The 17,832-nt window shown below is 57.2% G+C and carries 21 protein-coding genes and 1 tRNA gene; 13 read left to right on the forward strand and 9 right to left on the reverse strand.

Annotated features, from left to right (window positions below; translation table 11 throughout):
* Window positions 1–33 precede the first annotated feature (33 nt).
* Entirely contained in the window at window positions 34–675 is a 642-nt protein-coding gene (locus tag NW870_RS01055; protein ID WP_414373426.1) for a ribonuclease HII, read from the forward strand.
* A gap of 12 nt (window positions 676–687) precedes the next feature.
* A tRNA-Arg gene (locus NW870_RS01060) sits at window positions 688–761 on the forward strand.
* A 17-nt stretch (window positions 762–778) separates the two neighbouring features.
* Here NW870_RS01060 and msrP read toward each other — a convergent pair.
* From msrP to gvpA, 6 genes are all read right to left on the reverse strand, one after another.
* Window positions 779–1,735 (reverse strand): protein-methionine-sulfoxide reductase catalytic subunit MsrP, encoded by a 957-nt coding sequence (gene msrP / locus NW870_RS01065; RefSeq protein ID WP_414373427.1) that lies wholly within the window; start codon window positions 1,733–1,735, stop codon window positions 779–781.
* A gap of 324 nt (window positions 1,736–2,059) precedes the next feature.
* Complete coding sequence (locus NW870_RS01070) at window positions 2,060–2,479, reverse strand: LptA/OstA family protein (RefSeq protein WP_011433424.1); 420 nt, start codon at window positions 2,477–2,479, stop codon at window positions 2,060–2,062.
* A 74-nt stretch (window positions 2,480–2,553) separates the two neighbouring features.
* A complete protein-coding gene (locus NW870_RS01075) occupies window positions 2,554–2,898 on the reverse strand; it encodes a gas vesicle protein (protein ID WP_049749583.1) in 345 nt (114 codons plus the stop codon).
* Between the two features lie 32 nt (window positions 2,899–2,930).
* A complete protein-coding gene (gene gvpN / locus NW870_RS01080; protein ID WP_011433426.1) occupies window positions 2,931–3,815 on the reverse strand; it encodes a gas vesicle protein GvpN in 885 nt (294 codons plus the stop codon).
* A 79-nt stretch (window positions 3,816–3,894) separates the two neighbouring features.
* Window positions 3,895–4,911 (reverse strand): gas vesicle protein GvpC, encoded by a 1,017-nt coding sequence (gvpC, locus tag NW870_RS01085; RefSeq protein ID WP_414373430.1) that lies wholly within the window; start codon window positions 4,909–4,911, stop codon window positions 3,895–3,897.
* 289 nt (window positions 4,912–5,200) lie between these two features.
* Window positions 5,201–5,419, reverse strand: a complete 219-nt coding sequence (gene gvpA / locus NW870_RS01090) for a gas vesicle structural protein GvpA (protein WP_011429717.1) — start codon at window positions 5,417–5,419, stop codon at window positions 5,201–5,203.
* 406 nt (window positions 5,420–5,825) lie between these two features.
* On the opposite strand from gvpA, the gene NW870_RS01095 reads away from it, so the two are divergent.
* From NW870_RS01095 to aroH, 6 genes are all read left to right on the forward strand, one after another.
* Complete coding sequence (locus NW870_RS01095; protein WP_041437389.1) at window positions 5,826–6,044, forward strand: Hfq-related RNA-binding protein; 219 nt, start codon at window positions 5,826–5,828, stop codon at window positions 6,042–6,044.
* 328 nt (window positions 6,045–6,372) lie between these two features.
* Window positions 6,373–7,056 (forward strand): V4R domain-containing protein, encoded by a 684-nt coding sequence (locus tag NW870_RS01100; protein WP_414373431.1) that lies wholly within the window; start codon window positions 6,373–6,375, stop codon window positions 7,054–7,056.
* Window positions 7,053–7,304, forward strand: coding sequence for a hypothetical protein (locus tag NW870_RS01105; protein ID WP_414330906.1), 252 nt, complete (start codon window positions 7,053–7,055; stop codon window positions 7,302–7,304). Before NW870_RS01100 ends, NW870_RS01105 begins: the two co-directional genes overlap by 4 nt.
* A 36-nt stretch (window positions 7,305–7,340) precedes the next feature.
* Complete coding sequence (locus NW870_RS01110) at window positions 7,341–7,799, forward strand: hypothetical protein (protein WP_041436599.1); 459 nt, start codon at window positions 7,341–7,343, stop codon at window positions 7,797–7,799.
* Between the two features lie 269 nt (window positions 7,800–8,068).
* Window positions 8,069–8,755 (forward strand): V4R domain-containing protein, encoded by a 687-nt coding sequence (locus NW870_RS01115; protein ID WP_414373433.1) that lies wholly within the window; start codon window positions 8,069–8,071, stop codon window positions 8,753–8,755.
* A 103-nt stretch (window positions 8,756–8,858) separates the two neighbouring features.
* Window positions 8,859–9,233, forward strand: a complete 375-nt coding sequence (aroH, locus tag NW870_RS01120) for a chorismate mutase (RefSeq protein WP_011433434.1) — start codon at window positions 8,859–8,861, stop codon at window positions 9,231–9,233.
* Window positions 9,234–9,617: 384 nt separating this feature from the next.
* Here the strand turns inward: aroH and NW870_RS01125 are convergent, their stop codons facing one another.
* Entirely contained in the window at window positions 9,618–10,019 is a 402-nt protein-coding gene (locus NW870_RS01125; RefSeq protein ID WP_414373434.1) for a hypothetical protein, read from the reverse strand.
* 181 nt (window positions 10,020–10,200) lie between these two features.
* On the opposite strand from NW870_RS01125, the gene NW870_RS01130 reads away from it, so the two are divergent.
* Window positions 10,201–11,007: a Ycf66 family protein gene (locus NW870_RS01130; RefSeq protein ID WP_414373436.1), complete on the forward strand. Its 807-nt coding sequence runs from the start codon at window positions 10,201–10,203 to the stop codon at window positions 11,005–11,007.
* Between the two features lie 62 nt (window positions 11,008–11,069).
* On the opposite strand, the gene ppc is transcribed toward NW870_RS01130, so the two are convergent.
* Window positions 11,070–14,006 carry a phosphoenolpyruvate carboxylase gene (gene ppc, locus NW870_RS01135; protein WP_414373439.1) on the reverse strand — a complete coding sequence of 979 codons (2,937 nt, stop codon included), beginning with the start codon at window positions 14,004–14,006 and terminating at the stop codon, window positions 11,070–11,072.
* 188 nt (window positions 14,007–14,194) lie between these two features.
* Between ppc and NW870_RS01140 the strand changes: the two genes are divergently transcribed.
* The 4 genes from NW870_RS01140 to NW870_RS01155 all read left to right on the forward strand — a co-directional run bounded on the left by NW870_RS01140 (window position 14,195) and on the right by NW870_RS01155 (window position 17,462).
* Window positions 14,195–14,758 carry a hypothetical protein gene (locus NW870_RS01140; RefSeq protein WP_414373442.1) on the forward strand — a complete coding sequence of 188 codons (564 nt, stop codon included), beginning with the start codon at window positions 14,195–14,197 and terminating at the stop codon, window positions 14,756–14,758.
* Window positions 14,755–14,949 (forward strand): hypothetical protein, encoded by a 195-nt coding sequence (locus tag NW870_RS01145; protein ID WP_414373445.1) that lies wholly within the window; start codon window positions 14,755–14,757, stop codon window positions 14,947–14,949. The genes NW870_RS01140 and NW870_RS01145 overlap by 4 nt, the downstream gene beginning before the upstream one ends.
* A 26-nt stretch (window positions 14,950–14,975) precedes the next feature.
* Window positions 14,976–16,088: a bifunctional diaminohydroxyphosphoribosylaminopyrimidine deaminase/5-amino-6-(5-phosphoribosylamino)uracil reductase RibD gene (gene ribD / locus NW870_RS01150; protein WP_414373448.1), complete on the forward strand. Its 1,113-nt coding sequence runs from the start codon at window positions 14,976–14,978 to the stop codon at window positions 16,086–16,088.
* Between the two features lie 342 nt (window positions 16,089–16,430).
* Window positions 16,431–17,462, forward strand: coding sequence for a hypothetical protein (locus NW870_RS01155; protein WP_414373451.1), 1,032 nt, complete (start codon window positions 16,431–16,433; stop codon window positions 17,460–17,462).
* Between the two features lie 114 nt (window positions 17,463–17,576).
* Here NW870_RS01155 and NW870_RS01160 read toward each other — a convergent pair whose 3' ends face one another.
* A complete protein-coding gene (locus NW870_RS01160) occupies window positions 17,577–17,816 on the reverse strand; it encodes a hypothetical protein (RefSeq protein ID WP_148202739.1) in 240 nt (79 codons plus the stop codon).
* Between the last annotated feature and the right edge of the window lie 16 nt (window positions 17,817–17,832).

The following is a 17,832-nucleotide window of genomic DNA, read 5'->3' on the forward strand; positions in this document are numbered from 1 at the left end:
GCTGCTCTCAAGCCCAGGGGCAGGCATGGGAGTATGGTGGAGCGGGCAAGGCCGAGTTTGATCTGGGAGGGATCCCTTTGGCAGCAGGGGATCCTGCGGGTGGCGGGGGTGGATGAGGTGGGGCGGGGAGCCCTGGCTGGGCCAGTGGTGGCGGCGGCGGTGATTTTGCCCGCCCAGATGGATCCCAAAGCACTGGAGGGAGTGAGGGATTCCAAACAACTGCGTCCGCAGCAACGCGCTCAATGGGCGGAACGGATTCGGCAGGTGGCCCTGGCCGTGGGTATTGGCAGTGCCTCTGCTGCTGAGATCGACCGGCTCAACATTCGCCAGGCCACGGTGCTAGCCATGCAGCGGGCTTTGGCCAAGTTGGATCCAATCGAACACATTTTGCTGGATGGATTGCCGCTGGCCGAGCTGGGATCCCGGCAAACGGCGCTGGTCAAGGGGGATCAAATCAGCCTCTCCATTGCCGCCGCTTCAGTTGTGGCCAAAGTCTGGCGAGATGCCTTGATGCAGAGCTGGGATCGGCAGTACCCCGGCTACGGCTGGCGCACCAACGCTGGCTATGGCACGCGGGAGCACCGACTGGCGTTGCAGAACTTGGGGCCCACCCCGCAGCACCGCCGCAGCTTTGCCCCCTTGGCAGAACTGAAAGTCAGCAGATATGATGGTTAATGCAGTTGCATTGCCCACGTAGCTCAGTGGACTAGAGCACTGGGTTCCGGTCCCAGGTGTCGGAGGTTCGAATCCTTTCGTGGGCGTCTTCAGGCATATAAGTTCAGCCATATAAGTGGGCAACATACTCTCCGTACCCGTTGTAGGGCAAGGTGGGAACGATTTGCCACTGGGAACGGGATCCGAAACCGATCAAGACTTCCTGCTCCTGTGACCAGCGGGGGTGGGGCACCCTAGGATCCACATTGGCCTCAAATCCATACTCCTCAGGGGCGAGGGTATTCCAAAACGTAGAGGGTTGATGATCCAAAAGCTCGATTTTGACGATGGATTTTCCCCCCTTAAAGCCATACTTCCAGGGAACTACCATGCGAATTGGCGCTCCGTGCTGTTTGGGCAACGGCTTGCCATAAACGCCGAGGGCAAAAAAGGCCAACTCGTTGGCCATTTCCTCGATCCGCAACCCTTCCGTGTAGGGCCAAGGCAAGTTGGGGGGCCAGATTGGGCCAGGCATAATTTCCGGATCGTAAAAGGAAGTGAAGCGGACAAATCGAGCCGTCGGCAAAGGATCCACCCGTTCCAGCAACAGCCGCATCGGAAAGCCCAACCACGGCACCACCATCGCCCAGGCTTCCACACAGCGAAAGCGATAGATGCGCTCTTCGAGGGGGAAGTTAAACAGATCTTCCAGGCCCAACCGCTGAGGATGCCGCACCAGCCCGGTAATCTCGACAGTCCAGGGATCCGTGGGCAAAGCCTGTGCAGCCCGCCAGACGCGCTTTCCGGAGCCAAACTCGTAAAAGTTGTTGTAACGACCAGCTACAATCTCCTCGGTGACGGGCCTGCCCACATCCGAAAAGTGGGGGTTGAGTGGGATCCCCCTCAGCTCTCGTTCTACCGAGGGAGCAGCTCCCCTGCTGCCAAACCCAAAAATAGAAAAACTGGCTCCCACCCCAACGGATCCCAGTTGCGCTAGAAATTGCCGCCGGCTGAAAAACATCTCTTCTGGAGTGACCTGTGCCTCTCGTTGCCAGGGGTGAGGAACTCGGATCCCGAACATCCATCAGCCATCCTTTGATTCAGAGTCAGGGAAAAAGTCTGCCGCCCGAACTACTACATCCTAAATGAATTACTACATCCTAAACGGATCTAAGCCGACATTCCCCGAGCTCGTTTCCAGCGCTGCCCCATGTGTAGTCATTTCAAATGTAGTCATTTCAAACAGCAATGAAACGATTTGTTATGTCTGTCCCTGGCTCCCCTCTCCTTTTGAGAGAGGGGTTGGGGGTGAGGGAAACCCTGCAGGCTGGGATGATCGGTGACGAAATCACGGTATAGCCGTGTTGGCTGAGTCCGTGCTGCTGGAAAAAAGTGTGGGGATCAGCTAAGGACTTGAGCTGGGCTCCGGCAAAACGTAGATGGACTCCACTTGCCGCCCTGCCGATGGCACTGCCTGGATGGTGCCCTTGTCGATGTGGTAAATGACTTTCTCCGCTTGCAACTGATTCTCCCCTTGGTTGATGATGACTTGGCCCTCCAGCTCAATGCGTTGCTCCTGGCTGTAGTAAACAGCTCTTTGGGCACGGGCCGTAAGCCGCTCGGCAGGAAAACTGAGGGTGACATTGCCGATGGCCGTAAAAACCCCTGTGTTGGCGTTGGCCTCCTGCACATCGGCGCTGATGCTGATGGCACGGGGATTCTGACCCCAGGCCGGGATCCCAAGGGCCAGCACCACACCCACAGCCCAGCCCAGCGTCCCTAGCCGCTGCCAACCCTTCCGGTCAAACGCCATCTCCAAAGCCATGCCCCATCACCCCGTCAAACCACCACAGCAGCCAGTCTAGCCCGTCAATCCAGGTCACAATGGCGGGGGGCAGCCTATGGGTCCGTTCCCTTTCCCCCCTGGGGCAGAGCTTGGGCAAGCTGTCTTTCCAATTCGGCAACCCGCTGCATAAGCTGTCGGTTGGCTTCCAGCAGCTCCCGCGCCTGGCTGTTGAGGTAGGGATCCGATTCCCACCAATTGATGCCGATCTCCTTGGCCTTATCCACCGAAGAAATCAGCAGGCGAATGCGCACATTCAGCAACTCCACATTGCCCACCGAAACGGTGATGTCTCCGGCGATCACAATGCCCTTGTCCAGCACCCGCTCCAGCACATCGGCCAGCGAGGAGCCATGAGTAGCCGTGGTCAAGGGTTGAGAGCTAATCGGCACAGAGTTCATCGACCTCCAAAGTGTACCAACAGGCAAAAGACTCAGCCAGGCAGTTGGTCTAGCAGATAATTCAGCAGCTGGGATCCCTCTTCATAGCGCTTGCCGGCTCGGGGCAACAGCACATCCGCACACAAAGCGCGAAAATCGGCATTCTCTTTGCTAACTGCCAGCTCATGTTCCTTGACAATGCGCCCGATCATCAAACAACTGCGCAGGCTGGGGTGGCGCGTCAGATCCAACTTGCGGCGAAAAGCCCGCACAATGTGGACGATCTTGAGGGCATCGGGGCCGGATAAGCCTATTCGCGAGGTGAGAATCTCCTTTTCGGTCTCGATGTCCGGCTCCCCCATATCGATGGTGATCATCCGATCCAGCAGCGCATCTTGGGCCCTGTGAACCCCGGTATATTCCTCCGGGTTAGAGGTAAAAATGGCCCGGAACTGGGGATGCACCCGCAGATATTCCGAGCGGTTGCTGTCCGGCGGCAACACCAGCAGCCTCTCCTCCAAGGCACTCAGGAGAGCATTGTTGGCCTCAGGGCGGGAGCGATTGAACTCGTCGTAGATGAGGGTAAACCCCTCTCGGCAAGCCAAGGTGAGGCGGGCATCCACCCAGCGCTGCTGCACATCCTCCTCCGTCTTCACCACCGAGTGAATGAAGTTGTCCACCACCCGCCGATGGGTAAAACCGGTGCGCCCCCCGATGAGGTCGGAAGAATCGAAGCGGTCATCCCCATAGATCAGCATGATGGGACGGCCCAGCAGGCTGGCCAGATGCATCGCCAAAGTGGTTTTGCCCGTACCCGAAGGCCCCCGCAAATGCACCGCAAAGCCCGATTGCAAATAGCGCAAAGCGCGGCGGGTAATCCGCTCAATGTAGGGGGTGTTCACGAACTGGCGGGGACGCGCCTGCAGAACCGTGGCCATGGAGATACTCAACCTCTTTGCTGCCCTAGACTCCTTTGCCTTGACTATAGCCCGGATGTTCTTCCTGCGCTCGGCACAACTAAACTGCGACCGTCCCCGACACCATGCGCCGCAGCGTAGCCAAGATTTCCGAGGGATCCACCCCCAGATCCACCGCGCCGCGGGCCAACAAATCCCGCACCCGTTCCCGATCCCCAATTACCTGCAGCAGGGTCAAGTTGGGATCCTGCGCTTGTAGATCACTCACATACTTGTTGACATAGTCAAGGATGGGATCCACCTGTTTCTCAACAGTAGGCGGAACTTCAGGGGGTTCGAGCGTTGTCAAGCCCCCTGGGGGTTGGGAAACAGAGACCGGGGCGGACGGCTCCACCGGGGTTTGACCTTCGGCTACAGGCGTTGAGTCGGAAGCAGTCTCACCGGCAGTCGCAACGGCACTGTTAGAGCTTGCACTGGAAGTGGAGACTTCAGGTTCTGGGATGAGGTCAGGGATCCCATTGCCCCACACCTGCTTATGCAACTCCGCCCGGAAAGTGGCCAGGGATCCCCGCAGGGCCTGGGCCTGGGCTTGCTGTTCCTGAGCCATCTGAGCCAGCTCCTGTCGAGCCATTTGCCGGAGAGCCTGTACCCACTGCCGCAAATCGGCGCAAAAAGACTGCCGCGCTTGCTGAGTTTTGTCGGCCATCGCCTGCCGAGCCTGCGTATAGGTGCTCAGCAAATGCTCCACAGCCGCAGTCAAGTTAGCCCGGAAAGCCTGCAATTGCTGCCGGCTGACTTCCAATTGAGCAGCTCGTTCCTGCTCCAGGCGAGCCAGACTCTCTGCCACCGACTTGGCCCGCTGAGCCGCCGCTTCCGAACGGGAGCATTCGTCCAGGGATCGCCTCACAGCCCGCTCCTGCCTCAGTTTCTGCAATTGGCTGCGGGTTTGCTCCGTCTGGTGCCGTATTGCTTCTTGTCGTTGCTGGCGGCGCTGCCCCAGCTCAACCATCAGGGCTTGGTGCTGCTCTAGGCGCTGCTGCCGGGATCGGCTTAACAAACTTCGGTTTTGAGTCACCCGCCGGCTGCGAGCTATGGCCCATTGTTCCTGCAAACTCATGGTGTTCAATCCCTTACGTCGTGTTCAATGCTTGGGTGGATACAGCTTCTCTGCCTGTTCCCAACTCGATGGCACTGCCAACCTGTAGCTCAGTGCGGCTGCAAGACTCAATCCTCGAACAAAACCCGCAGAAGCAAGGCAGAGACCGGCGGTGGATCCCTGCCTCGCTTTCCGACGGCTAGCTTCCTACGCCTCCGCCCAGAGAGCATAACTCATCCAACCATTGCGATGCTCAAGGCGAGAGGGTTGTGGGCACTTTCCTTGGTTGAGTGATTTTGGTTAGGCAGATTTAGACGGCAGGAGCAGCAGCAGTAGCCGTCAGACCCACAGCCTCAGCGTACTTCAGGTAGGTTTCCACGGAAGCCACAACGACGCGGGCTTCAATGGCCAACAGCTCGATCCCAACCAAAGAAACACGCACCCAGGCATCGACCACGATACCTTTATCCAAGATGCGATCGATCACTTCGGCCAAGCTGGACGAGGAGTTCACTTTCTCTACTGCCATAACGATCTCTCCTGCACTGATACTGCTGATACTGATGAGGGTTGAAAAGGACAGACAACTCGGCGGCAAAATGGCATGTAGAAGGGATCCCAGCTGAGGATTCACCTTCCCTAGGGCGACAGCCGCACCCTCTATCACCCTAGCCCTATTGTGCTGGCTTTTTTCGGGGAGAACACCCGTAGATTCGCTTAAAAAAGACGGCGAACTCGAAAGGTTTACCGCTTTTCTAAGCGCCATCCCCCCTACATAGTACTCGCCAGCAGAAAAAATGGGCAAAGATGAGGGCGAGTTTTGAGCCCAAGTTGTGGAAGTGTGGTGGAGGGGCAGTGGGAAGCGGCAGGGATCCCCTATACTGGGGGCAGTGGGCTTGCTGACATACCGTTTCTCGCTGGCTGATAGGGCTGTCGTGACCGATTTCAACACCGGGATCCCGAGCGTGCGTCGCCTGCAAAAGGTCATCAAGGATCGGGAAACCCTCGAGGTCAAACTCAATACCGGAGATGTCTTCGTCGGCCAGTTGCGCTGGCAGGATCCCGATTGCCTCTGTTTAGCCGATGCCGAGGGGCGGGAGTCGCTGCTGTGGCGGTCTGCCATTGCTTTCATCAAGGTCAGGCCTCAGTCTTAAGTACTGCTCCGGATCCCTGTACAGCTCTTCTTCCCAATTTTTGAATTGAATAAATCTTTACAACAACTCAGGGCTTTTCTGTCTCCCTCTGAGGGCAGTTTTCTCCAGTTGACCCACTCCTGCTGGGTTTTTGGAGCGGTTGACTACCCTGCCGTCGCCCTGAGTCTATCCCAAAGCCGTCCCCCATTGCTCCGCAACGCTGTTGCAACTGCGTCAGCGGGCCGTAGGCCTTGAGGACGAGGCTTTAGACCCAGTTTTTTGGTAAAAATGCCAATTAAGAAGGGTATGATAAGGAGTGTTAAAAAATCTGATCTCTCCTCACCCAACCATGACGACTGCCCCCATTGAGATACCTCTTCAGCCTGCCGCCCAACGGCATAACCACTACAGCCGCGAAGACTTTTTTCGCTTTGACCTCTCCCAGGGATCCCTTGTGGACTGGACGGGTGCCCGCAATGTCTTGGTGAGCGAAGACTTTATTCTGGGCTTGCAGCAGGGCCTGGAGGAAGAAGTGGGAGATGCCTCAGCTTCTCTGATGTACACCATCGGTCAAGAGTGGGGACGCAACGATGCCCTCCATTTTTCCCGCTGGTTTGAGGAGGAATATCGGCGCCACCCCAAGCAGAGTAATCTAATGTTTCTCTTGGAAACCTGGTGGTGGCCTCTGACCTCGCAAGGATGGGGACGCTGGGAGGTCGAGACCGAGAGTCGGCGGCAAGGGTTTATTTTCATCAACCTCTTTGACTCCGCCGTGGCCCGCACCCTGGGGGATGTCGGTAAACCTGTCTGTCATCTTTACGCCGGATTGTTTGCCGGCTTTTTTAGCACCATGGTGGAACGGCAACTGAACTGCATCGAGATCCAGTGCTACTCCATGGGAGAAAGCTACTGCAAGTTTTTGCTCGGCAGCAAAGATCGCATCGATGCGGCTGCCTTCTGGCTAAACGAAGGGGCCAGTGCTGGTGAAATTGCCCAAAAATTGCGTTCAGGTCAGGGAGTAGCTAAGGCATGACCTGGAAGATTACTTTAGAGGATTCGGTGCAGAGCTTTTTTGCCCGTCTAAATTGGGATAACCGCCCCCTACAGATGCGCTCTCTGCCAATGCCTTTTCTGCAAGTGCGGGAGCATTTTGGTTCCATCCCCTGGGCGGGGGATCCCCTGAGTTTGGCTGCGCATTCTCTGGGATCCCTGTCGGCAGCACCAGAACCCGAGCCGGCAGAAGAACAGATCACCTTGGCAGATCTGTTCAGCTTGTTTTGAGTCTCCTAGCACCCACTGACATCCGGAAGAAGCGAGATGGTAAGCCCCTTGGAGCAGATGCTGATCGAGTCGGAAGCCCGCTACCTCAAGCCAGAGGAGCTGGAGCATCTGAAGGCCTATGTTCTCGGCTGGCCAAAACGACAACATGTGTACCGAGTTTTGCGGGAACGGGAGAGCCAGGTGGTGAGCAAAACCCTAGATGCCCTGCAAAAGGAGATGCCCGACCTTTCCCCCCAAGTGTTGGATCTGTGCCGGCGACACCTGCTGTTGCTGCTGCGTCACAGCGCTATGGCCATGTTGCTGCAGGACGAAAACCTCCTGAAGGAGCGGCTGCTCGAGTGGATGGAAGAAGAGGTGCGCCTGTACGGGCTGCAGAGGGTTTATGAGGTTGCCTATCGGATTTTCCAGCAAGAGCTGAGAGACCATTTGGCTCCTGGAGAGTTGGAGTTTATCCGCCCTTTGATCACCCAGGTACAGGTGGCCTTGCTGTTTTAGAGCTAGATACTTTTTTGCTTTTTGCATTTTTCGGTGCTAGAGCGCTCTATCTCAACTAGCCGGAGACTTCAGTGTCGTTGGAGTTAATGTTAGCGTTGTAGTAAATCTGCCCAAGGGGTATTCAATTGCTGGAGGGATCGCCATAAGATTTGGAGCGTAAACAACCGTTCTCCCAGCTCAACAACCAACGAACTGTCAACTGCACCCTACTCCTATTTGGATGCTTAAAGCTCAATAACGACTTGGATTGGATAACCAGGGGATCCCTTATGAACGGCACCAGCTCTATCTCCAATGGCTCAGTCACCTTTGATCCCTACACGCCCGTTTTGGCCAACTACTACACACCCAGCGCTTATCTGCGAAGCGATTTGGAATCGGGCTTACTGGAAAGTCGCCACGGTGAACGTCTCTTGGCCCTTCCAGAGGCATTGCTGCGGGGCATCTACACGGGCCTGGAATACGAGACCGGCCAGGCTGCTCGTTTGGTATTGCGCAACTGTGGTCGGATGTGGGGCAAGGAGTTTTTCCGCCGTTTTGCCCAAGAACTCTCCGACTACTACCAGAAGCCTTTGGCCGAGCTGGAGATGGGCCTTTTCCTGCAAAGTCTGAGACAAGCTTGGAAAACTCATGGCTGGGGATTGATCGAGATCGACTGGACTTACAAAGATCAAGGAGTGCTGGTGGTGTCGATTCGCAATTCCCCCTTCGCTGCCGTCACGCCTCCCCATTTCAAGCGGCCGATGGGCTTTCTGGAGGCAGGGCTGTTGGCCACCTGGTTTAGCCAGCTAACCGGCCAGGATTTGCTCTGCGTGCAAACCGCCAGCGAGGCTTTGGGAGCAGAGAGCAATTTGTTTGTCGTGACCGCTGCCGCCCGCCTCAAAGAAGGAGAAGCCTGGGTGGACTCCGGCCTCAGCCACGAGCAGATCCTGGAAAAGCTCCTGCAGCCCAGCTAGGCGATGGGGGCTGGTTTTCCCCAGAGGGATGGGATCCCAACAGGGATGAGTCTGTATAATTTTCTGGAAGCGAGGCGAGCTCAAGCGCACGAGGGTGTGGCCATTGGGGTGGCGAGTCAGAGCAATTCGGGGAGCCATCACCGTACCTACAAACAGTGCCGAGGCCATTGGCGCGGCGGTGGCTGAGCTGCTGGATACGCTAGAGCACCGCAACGCCCTCGATCCGGCTGAACTAGTCAGCGTTATTTTTTCCGTTACCCCTGATTTAAATGCAGCTTTTCCCGCCCAGTTTGCTCGTCGTCGCCCCGGTTGGGAGTCGGTGCCTCTGTTGGATGTGCAACAGATGGAGGTGAGCGGCGACTTACCCCGTTGCATTCGGGTTTTGATCCAGTTGAATACTCCACTTGCTCAAGCGGACATGCAGCATGTTTATCTGCGAGGTGCCCGCGAGTTAAGGCCAGATCTCAGCACTGTTTGATCGATCCATACAGCACCAGCACAGGGTTGACACTCTCACCGACTAAAGTCGGGGGATTTCTACACTGGAGGTGGGACAGTCTGTTGCCATGGGCTACATGGGGCATGATGGATCCCGGATTTGCCCGGCTTATTCTGGGGGAAAAGAATGGCTTAACTCAAGTTGATCCGGGTCGTATCACTACTGATTTGGGAAGGCGCAGAACATCCAGATTCACTCATAGACTTACTTGGACTTACAGTCATTTTAAACAGGTATGAAACATTTCCATCCAGCTCCCCTTTCTTTTTGGGAGATGGGGTGATGGCAGCGGCACAGAGCACTTGGGGGGCTTCTCAATTAGCTTAAAATGACTCTACTTAAGATAAGAGTAGATCTGAGAGCTCAAGGAGACAGCTTTTCTCGCAGACGGTTTTCCCACTGTTGCAGTTGCTCTTGGCGAGCGGCCACCTCTGCTTCGCGACGGCTCAGCTCTTGGCTTTGCCGAGTCAAGGATTGCCGCCAGCTTTCAATCTCCGACAGATCCACCAGACTGTGGGTTCGGGATAGGTTGTGCAACATCTCCACCAGCTTCATGGCTGCCTCTTCCACCTGCCGTACCTGCCGCTCTTCCGAAAGCTCAACCAGCAGCAACACCCCAATGTTGTAAGGGCCAACCTCTTTGCAGGTGACCCCTTCTGGCTTGCGCAGCGGCATCCAAACCCCGTCCTCGGCCTGCCGGGCCAAGAGCTGCAGCTCCCCCTGGCCGAAGAGACTTTTTTTGTGTACCCGTGCCAGATACAGCATGGAACATGCAGGAAGATGCTGCCGATTTTAGCACCGATCCCTTTTATTGAAGAGGGATCCCGTTCCTACACCCAAACCTGGGTTTTGTTGTCCGTGCCACCAGGAGGATCAATGCTAGGATCGGCTGTGGAATGGGTAAGGCTCAACGCTCTCCCGTCTTCATCGTTTAGGGATCCCTGGCATGTTTCTCACCCAAAGCCCCTACTTTTTGATGGCAGCGCTGGTGGCGATTGCCAGTGGAGCCATCTTCGCGGTTCGGTTCATCAAGCGCGAGGCCTCCGCTGAGTACGACGTGATTTTTGCCACGATGGGCCTGATCTATTCCGTCTGTTTGCTCTTGGAAGGTCAGCGGCTCATTCCGTTGCTGTTCTTTGCCCAGGTGCTGTTGGCGGTGATGGCCGGCTGGTTTGCCCTCGAAACTTTCCGGTTGCGCATCCTCTTGAGTGAAAAGGCACGGCAGGTGGGCGGGGCTCGTCCGACTACTCGGCGGCAAGGCTTTGTCCGCACCTATCCACCGGGCGGCTATGCCCAAGGGCGCACGGTTTCCACCCGGGCTGAGGGATCCCGTATCCGCGATACATCCTCTTACAGTCGCTCCATTCCTGGGCGCAGTGGTGAAGATCCTAGCCGTCGCCCGCGGCCCCAACTGACCAGCGATACCCGTGTGCGTCCCCGCCGCCGACCCGAAGGGGATGAGTATTACGAGGAGCCAGGGGTCCGCCCGCGTCAGGATACGGACTACGATGAACCAGCACCGCCGCCAGAGGCCCGCCGCCCCCGTCGTCCTGCCACCGAAGAGTATCCAGAGGATGTGGATGTGCAGGAAGAGCGCAGCACAGGTACAGCTACCCGCCGCCGTCCCCCACGGCTGCCCCAAGACCAAGGGGAAAGCTACGCAGATGAACCCCCCCGCCGTCCTTCCCGCCGCGTTGTCGAAGTAGAGCCAGTAGAGGTGGAGCCAGAAGAGTATGATGACGATCTGTTCTGATAGGCTCTCAATGCCGATCTGAACTTGATAGAAGCAGCGCCAGGGTCAATTAGTCGGATCCCTCAGCCTGTGTTGCGCATCCCGGCGGCAATGCCGTTAATGGTAAGTAAAGCTCCACGCAGAAGTTCAGCTCGGTCGTAGCGTGTTCGTCCGGTGCGGGATCCCTGATGCTCTCGCAGGCGCTTGAGGAGGGAGACTTGGATAAAGCCGAGGGGCACAATAGAGCGGTTGCGCAACTGCACCGAGCGCTTCAAATAAGGGTCGTTCTCCAACAGTTCGCTGTGACCCGTAATCTGCAGCACTATTGTGCGGGTGCGGTGCATTTCTTGGGCAATACACTCAAACAGCTCCATCGCCCGCTCTAGACGTTCTGGAGAGCTCATCTCCCGCACGTAGTGACGCGCTATTTGCAAATCCACCTTGGCCAAGGTCATCTCCACTTTGGAGATCACCATGCGGAAGAAAGGCCATTCGCGATACAGGTGCTGCAGGTGGTTGAGGTTGTGCTCGCCCTTGGCCACGTATTCCTGTAGGGCGGTGCCAACTCCATACCAGGCCGGCAGGAGAAAGCGGCTTTGCGTCCAACTAAATACCCAGGGAATGGCCCGCAGGGATCCAATATCCTTCTGGCTGCCGCTGCGGCGGGCAGGACGGGAGCTGATCTGCAGTTGGCTGATCTCTTCAATGGGGGTGACCTCGTGGAAAAACTCCACAAAACCTTCCTGCTCATAGACCAGGTTGCGATACACCTGCCGGGAGCGATCCGCCAAGGATTCCATTAGGCGCGACCACTCGTGCAGGTCGTTGGGGTAGGTGCGCAGCAGGCTGGCCTGGATCACAGCGCTGGTAACGGTTTCTAGGTTAAAAATGGCCAGATCTTGGAGGGAATACTTAGAGGCCAGCACCTCTCCCTGTTCGGTAATTTTGATGCGGCCCCCCACACTGCGCCCTGGCTGAGCCAAGATGGCCTCGTAAGCCGGGCCCCCCCCACGGCCCACCGAACCACCCCGGCCATGGAAGATTTGCAGCTTCACGCCATAGGATTCGGCCACCGTCTGCAGGCGTTGTTGAGCTTTGTAAATCTCCCAGTTGCTGCTCAAAAAGCCGGAATCTTTGTTGCTGTCGGAGTAGCCCAGCATCACCTCCTGCAGATTTCCCTGCTGAGCCAAGTACTGGCGATAGAAAGGGATCTCCAGCAACTGCCGCAAAACTTCCGGGGCCCGCTTCAGGTCTTCGACGGTCTCAAACAGCGGCACCACCGCCAGGGATCCGCGACCGCTAATGGGATCGTAGAGCCCCACCTCCTTGGCCATCAGCAGCACCTCCAACAGGTCGCTCAACTGGCGGCTCATGCTGATCACATAGGTTTGGCAAATGGCCAAGCCGAATTCCTGCTGCATGCGGCGCAGGGTGCGAAAGGTGGCGATCAGCTCTGCCGTTTTCTCGGAAAAGGCGATCTCCAGCGGTATCAGAGGCCGACGGGTTTGCAGCTCCTGCAGGAGAAAGGCGGTTTTTTCCTCTTCCGTCATCTCGTTGTAGGGACGCGGCAAAATGCGCAAGTACTCGAAAATCTCCGTGAGAGCGGCTTCGTGGTAGCTGCTGTCTTGGCGGATATCCAGATGGGCCAGGTGAAAGCCAAACACCTGTACCTGTTGAATGAGATGATCCAACTGACGGCAGGAAAGGCCGCTGTTTTTCAAGCTTTTCTGGATAAGCTGCAGGTCGGCCAGGAATTCTTCCGCGTTGGCATAGGCGTTGTCCACAGGGGGAGGGGTGGGCAAACAAGCGGAGTCGGCCAAGTTGCGGTTGCGCTCCCGCGTCAACTCCAGCCGCCGCTGAATGTAGCTGAGCTTGAGGCGGTAAGGCTCCTGGCGATATTGCAGCGAAAACGATTCGTAAACCTCGGGCATGAGGCGGTGATCCTGCTCAAGGGCATCCAGCAGTTGGCTGTCCACATCCCCCCAATGCAGGGAAATGCTCAGGGTTTTGGTGAGAGCCTTCACCGATTCGATGTACTTGCCCAGGATGAGGTTGCGCTGATAGCGAGCCGTTTGCCAGGTAACATCGGCGGTGACGGAAGGGTTGCCATCCCGATCCCCGCCTACCCACGAGCCGAAGTTGCAAAATCCTGCCGGCGGCGGCTCGACGCTGGGAAAAGCTTTTTTCAAGCTGCGGCTGAGGTACTCGTGCAGCAGGGGGATGGCCTGAAACAACACCTCTTCAAAATAGTGCAAGGTGTAATCGACTTCGTTCAAAACAGTCGGCTTGGACTGATGCAACTCGTCGGTACGCCACCAAAGCAAGACTTCTTCCGCCATCTGTTCTTTTATCATCTGGGCCTGCAAAGGCTGGGTTTGTTCTGCCCAATCCAGTTGGCCGAGCAGGCGAGAGAAGGCCCGTTGCTTCTCGCGAATGGTGTGGCGGACGATCTCGGTGGGGTGGGCGGTAAAAACCATGCGAATGTGCAACTGCTCCAGCAATCTGCGCAGTAGGCCCGGCGGCACCCCTTGAGCCCGCAGGTAAGGGAACAGCCGTTCAAATTTTTCGTTTTCTCGCACGGTACGTTGTTGGCTATCCACCATGCGCATGTCCGAGTCTTCTGCCCGTTCGTAGTGCTGTTCAACAATGTTGATCAACTGGAAGAAGAGGGCAAAGGCCCGTGCCGTTTGGATGGTGGCGTCGAGGCTGAGGTACTCGATAATTTGTAGTACCTCTGGGATCGGGTACTCCAGGGCTTGTCCTTCTGGGGAACACATGGAACGCAGTCGCTGCAACAGATCCACCAGAGACTGACCGCACTCCTGCAGGATCACCGATTCCCAGAGTTCTTCCACCAATTGCAGGCGACGGTTCAACAGGTTGTTCCTGCGGTTGAAGGCTTCGTTGACTTGAAGGGAATGGGCCAAGGGATCCCGTTCCCCAAACAGGGATGCCTCCTTCAGCCCGTTGGCAGAACCCGCTGCCCCCTCTGCAGCGGTCAGGTGGGGGGAAGAGGTCATGAAGGCAGCTCCTAGAATAACCATCCCAATATTAGAGCCTGTTTGTCGAAACGGCAGATGTAGCAGGTATCACGCTCAGATTGCGGTCTTCTCCGCGTCGGATTTTGTAGTTGAGCCTACAAATTGCAAGAAAAAAGTGTTTTACCTTGCCGCAATACCGGTCTAACGCCTTGTTGGCAGGAGTTCTGGTGGCTGCCACCCTGTTTATCAACGCACATCTGCTGGATCCCGACCAGGGATTGGACGAGATCGGGCAACTGCGGGTGGAGGAGGGCAAGATCGCTGCAATTGGACGCCACCTGCCTGTCTGTGGGGCAGAAGTTGTGGATTTGCGAGGGCAGCTCCTCACCCCTGGCTGGATCGATATTCACACCCATGTTTTTACATCAGTGGGGGATTTTTGTCTGCCGGCGGATGAGGTGGGGATCCGCTCAGGGGTGACCACGGTGGTGGAGGCGGGGATCACCTTCCCGGCGTTTTGTGCAACGGTGGCGTCAACTGCCCAGACGCGGGTTTATGCTTTGATCCTTACTCTGCTCTACATCGCCACTGCGGATTTCATCGCCCACCGCCTCAGGCTGGCTGTGGATTGGAAAAATCAAGATCTGGATCGGGCCAGAGCAGTGATCGAGACCCATCGCCAGGTGGTGGTTGGCCGCAAGGCTCGTCCCACCCTCAAGCTGGGAGAGAGGGAATCACCCACGCTCACTTCCGCTCTGATTCTTGGCGAAGAATATGCCTGCCGATCATGATTCATCTGGGCCGCTTCCGGATGGATGAGGTGTTGGATCCCTTCGATTTGTTGGATCGCCTGCGTTCGGGAGAGATTGTCAGCAACGAACAAAAGGCCCGCGCCCGCGACTACGCATTGCAGGTGGTAGAGCTAGAATCCAAGGCAATTGCAGCTTTCAACCGCAAGTTGGCAGCCTTGTCACCGGCTTGAGCCGCTCTGGAGCGGATGCCCATTTTATGATTTCGGATCAGCAGTGGATGGAACGGTGTCTATCCCTGGCCCGTTCCACACCTCAGCGTCCCTCTCCCAATCCGCGGGTGAGTTGCGTGATCGTGCAGGGGGATCGGGTGGTGGGGGAAGGCGTTCATCCGGGGGCAGGGCAGCCCCATGCGGAGGTGTTGGCTCTGCAACAGGCGGGATCCCTGGCCAGAGGCGCAACGCTCTACGTCAACCTGGAGCCCTGCAACCACTATGGGCGCACTCCCCCTTGTACCGAGGCCATCCTGGCCGCCGGGATCCGGCGGGTGGTGGTGGGGATGCAGGATCCCAATCCCTTGGTGGCTGGCAAAGGGATCCGCCGCCTGCAGGAGGCGGGGATCGACGTGACGGTGGGAGTGCTGGAGCGGGAGTGCCAGGAGCTGAACGAGGGGTTTGCCTTCGCCATTGTGCGGCAACAGTGTTTCGGCCTGCTGAAATACGCCATGACCCTGGATGGCAAGAGCGCCGCCGCCACCGGCCACAGCCGCTGGATCAGCAACTCTCCGGCGCGGCAGTGGGTACACCAACAGCGGGCCTGGCATGATGCCGTCATCGTTGGATCCCGAACCGTTTGGCAGGATAACCCGCGCCTCACCTGTCGCCTGGCGGAGTTGCAGGGATCCCAGCCGTTGCGGGTTGTTCTCAGCCGTTCTCTGAACCTGCCCCCTTCTGCCCATCTGTGGCAGGTGGAAGAAGCGCCGACGTTGGTGATCACGGAAGCCCCAAAGATCCATCCCCTCTGGGGATCCCTGGCCAAGCAGGGGGTGGAGCTGCTGCATCTGCCCCAAGTAACCCCCTCGCGGGCGGCACAGGTGCTCTTTCAGCGGGGGTGTCTGAGTGCCCTCTGGGAATGCGGGGGCACGCTGGCCTGGGCAGCCCTCAAAGATGGGGCGATCCAGAAAGTAGCCGCCTTTATCGCTCCCAAGATCCTAGGCGGAGCCGCTGCGCCAACCCCGGTAGCAGGGGAGGGGATCCCTGATGTCAACCAGAGCTGGCAACTGGTGGAGCCCCGGCTGGAGACCTTGGGGGATAACTGGTTGATCATCGGAAAGATCTCCTCTTCAGTTGGCCACAGTAACCTACTAAATTGACCAGCTTTCGATTGCCATACAGGGAGATTCAGGTTTCTGAACGAACAGGCTGATATCTGTTCAATGTAAATGGATATACTCATCAGAAAAACACGGCATTTCTGCAAAGTGGGGTTCAGAATTGAGCTCAATTGTGCTAGGCTGGTCAATGTTTTGGGGGGGTCAATTGACGTTTTGGTAAGGTCAGCAAAATCAAGCTGTAGGGATCTATCAAGATTCTTCTGAGGTGAGCCTTGTAAACGGCAACGACCTTGTTCAGCCCTTCTTTGCTTGCCCAGTGAGCAGTTTGAAAGCTCTCCTGTCCCGTTTTCAGGTGCAAATCCCAGGATAAGGAAGGGCATTGTGTTGAATCTTTTTGCCGGCCTGCTGTTTGCATCCGCTTTCCTCAGCCCATCGGGAAACGTCGTCATCGAGGGGGATCCAGGGGAGTGGGTTTTCGCCGATCATCAAGCTCTGGAAGGGCTTACTCTAACCCTTCTCATACGGCCTGGAGAGAGCTTGGCCTCTTGGAGAGAAATGCTCTCCGTCATGGACGTTCATGTCCAGGGATCGCCGCGCTTTCTCGCCAACCACATGCGGGACAACATCCTGGCTAGCTGCCCCCAAACGACTTGGGAGTTTCATCGGGAGAGCGAAGAAGATGTGCTCTACGAGTTCCGCAGTGCTGGCTGTCGTGGAACGGTGAGTGGAGTTGAGGAACATGAGATTGGCCGGATCACCCGAGGCCCAAGCGGCAGTGTGCGCATTGCCTATGCCGCAAAGCCAGAGATGACGTCCGAAGTGCGAAGCCGCTGGCTGAACTTACTGGGCAGCGAGGTGGGGACAGCTCAGGGTTTTCCCATTCGCAACCTCAGCGGGGCGATTGCACAGCCTTCTTCCCCGGTTTCGGAAGCCCCAACCGCAGAGCGGCAGATCGCCCGGTGGCTGCAGGAAGCAACCGATGCCCTGAAGCAGCAGGAAGATTTGCTGGCCGAGCTGGATCGCCTGGGTCAGGCTGCGCAAGCAGATGCCCGTGCCTACAGCCAAGGAACCCCCAAAGAGGCGGGGCTAAGGACAATCGGCCTGTACCAAGGTCGGGGGGACGGCAGCCCTGGCGAGGCCACAACCGAGTTCAAGACCACTGACACCTTGATCTGGGCCATCTTGCCGGTGGGCAACCTTCCTGCCAACGCCAAGGTGGAGATGCTCTGGTACTACGAGGGCGGAGAAGCTGGGGGCGAGCAACTAATCCGCAAGCTCGATGTTCCCTGGGATCCCTTGGCCGATACCGTGCGAGGCTTTCTGAGCTTCAGCCAACCCTACACCGGGCGCTACCGCGTCGAGATTCATGTCAACGGCGAGAAGGTAGGAATTGGCCGCTTCACAATCCAATAGTCTCCTGCAAGAAGTACCCCTCCTACGGGGTTACACAGGCTTGGGGGTGGACAATCTCCATCACCAACTCCGACGGGGTGAAGACTGTTGTGCTGGGATCCAGAGGGGGGCTTGCTATCCTCGACGGGTTCTGCTGACAGGCCTGGCTTTGAGGTTGTAGATAAGGCTGGTGCGGTATTGCAACAGCAAATTGCGCAGATAAAGGGGCAAGTTGCGTCGGTAGAGGGAGCGGGTTTTGCGGTAGATAGACTTGCTGCGCCGGTTAATTGCTTGGCTGCGCCGCTGCAAAGAGGTTTGGAGTGGACGTTGGAGTGCCAGGGATCCGGGCACACGCATCAACCTTGGCCGTACCATATCCCCCCTCGAGAGC

Origin of the sequence: Synechococcus sp. R50.1, assembly GCF_047462115.1 — a bacterium.
Taxonomy (GTDB): domain Bacteria; phylum Cyanobacteriota; class Cyanobacteriia; order Thermostichales; family Thermostichaceae; genus Thermostichus.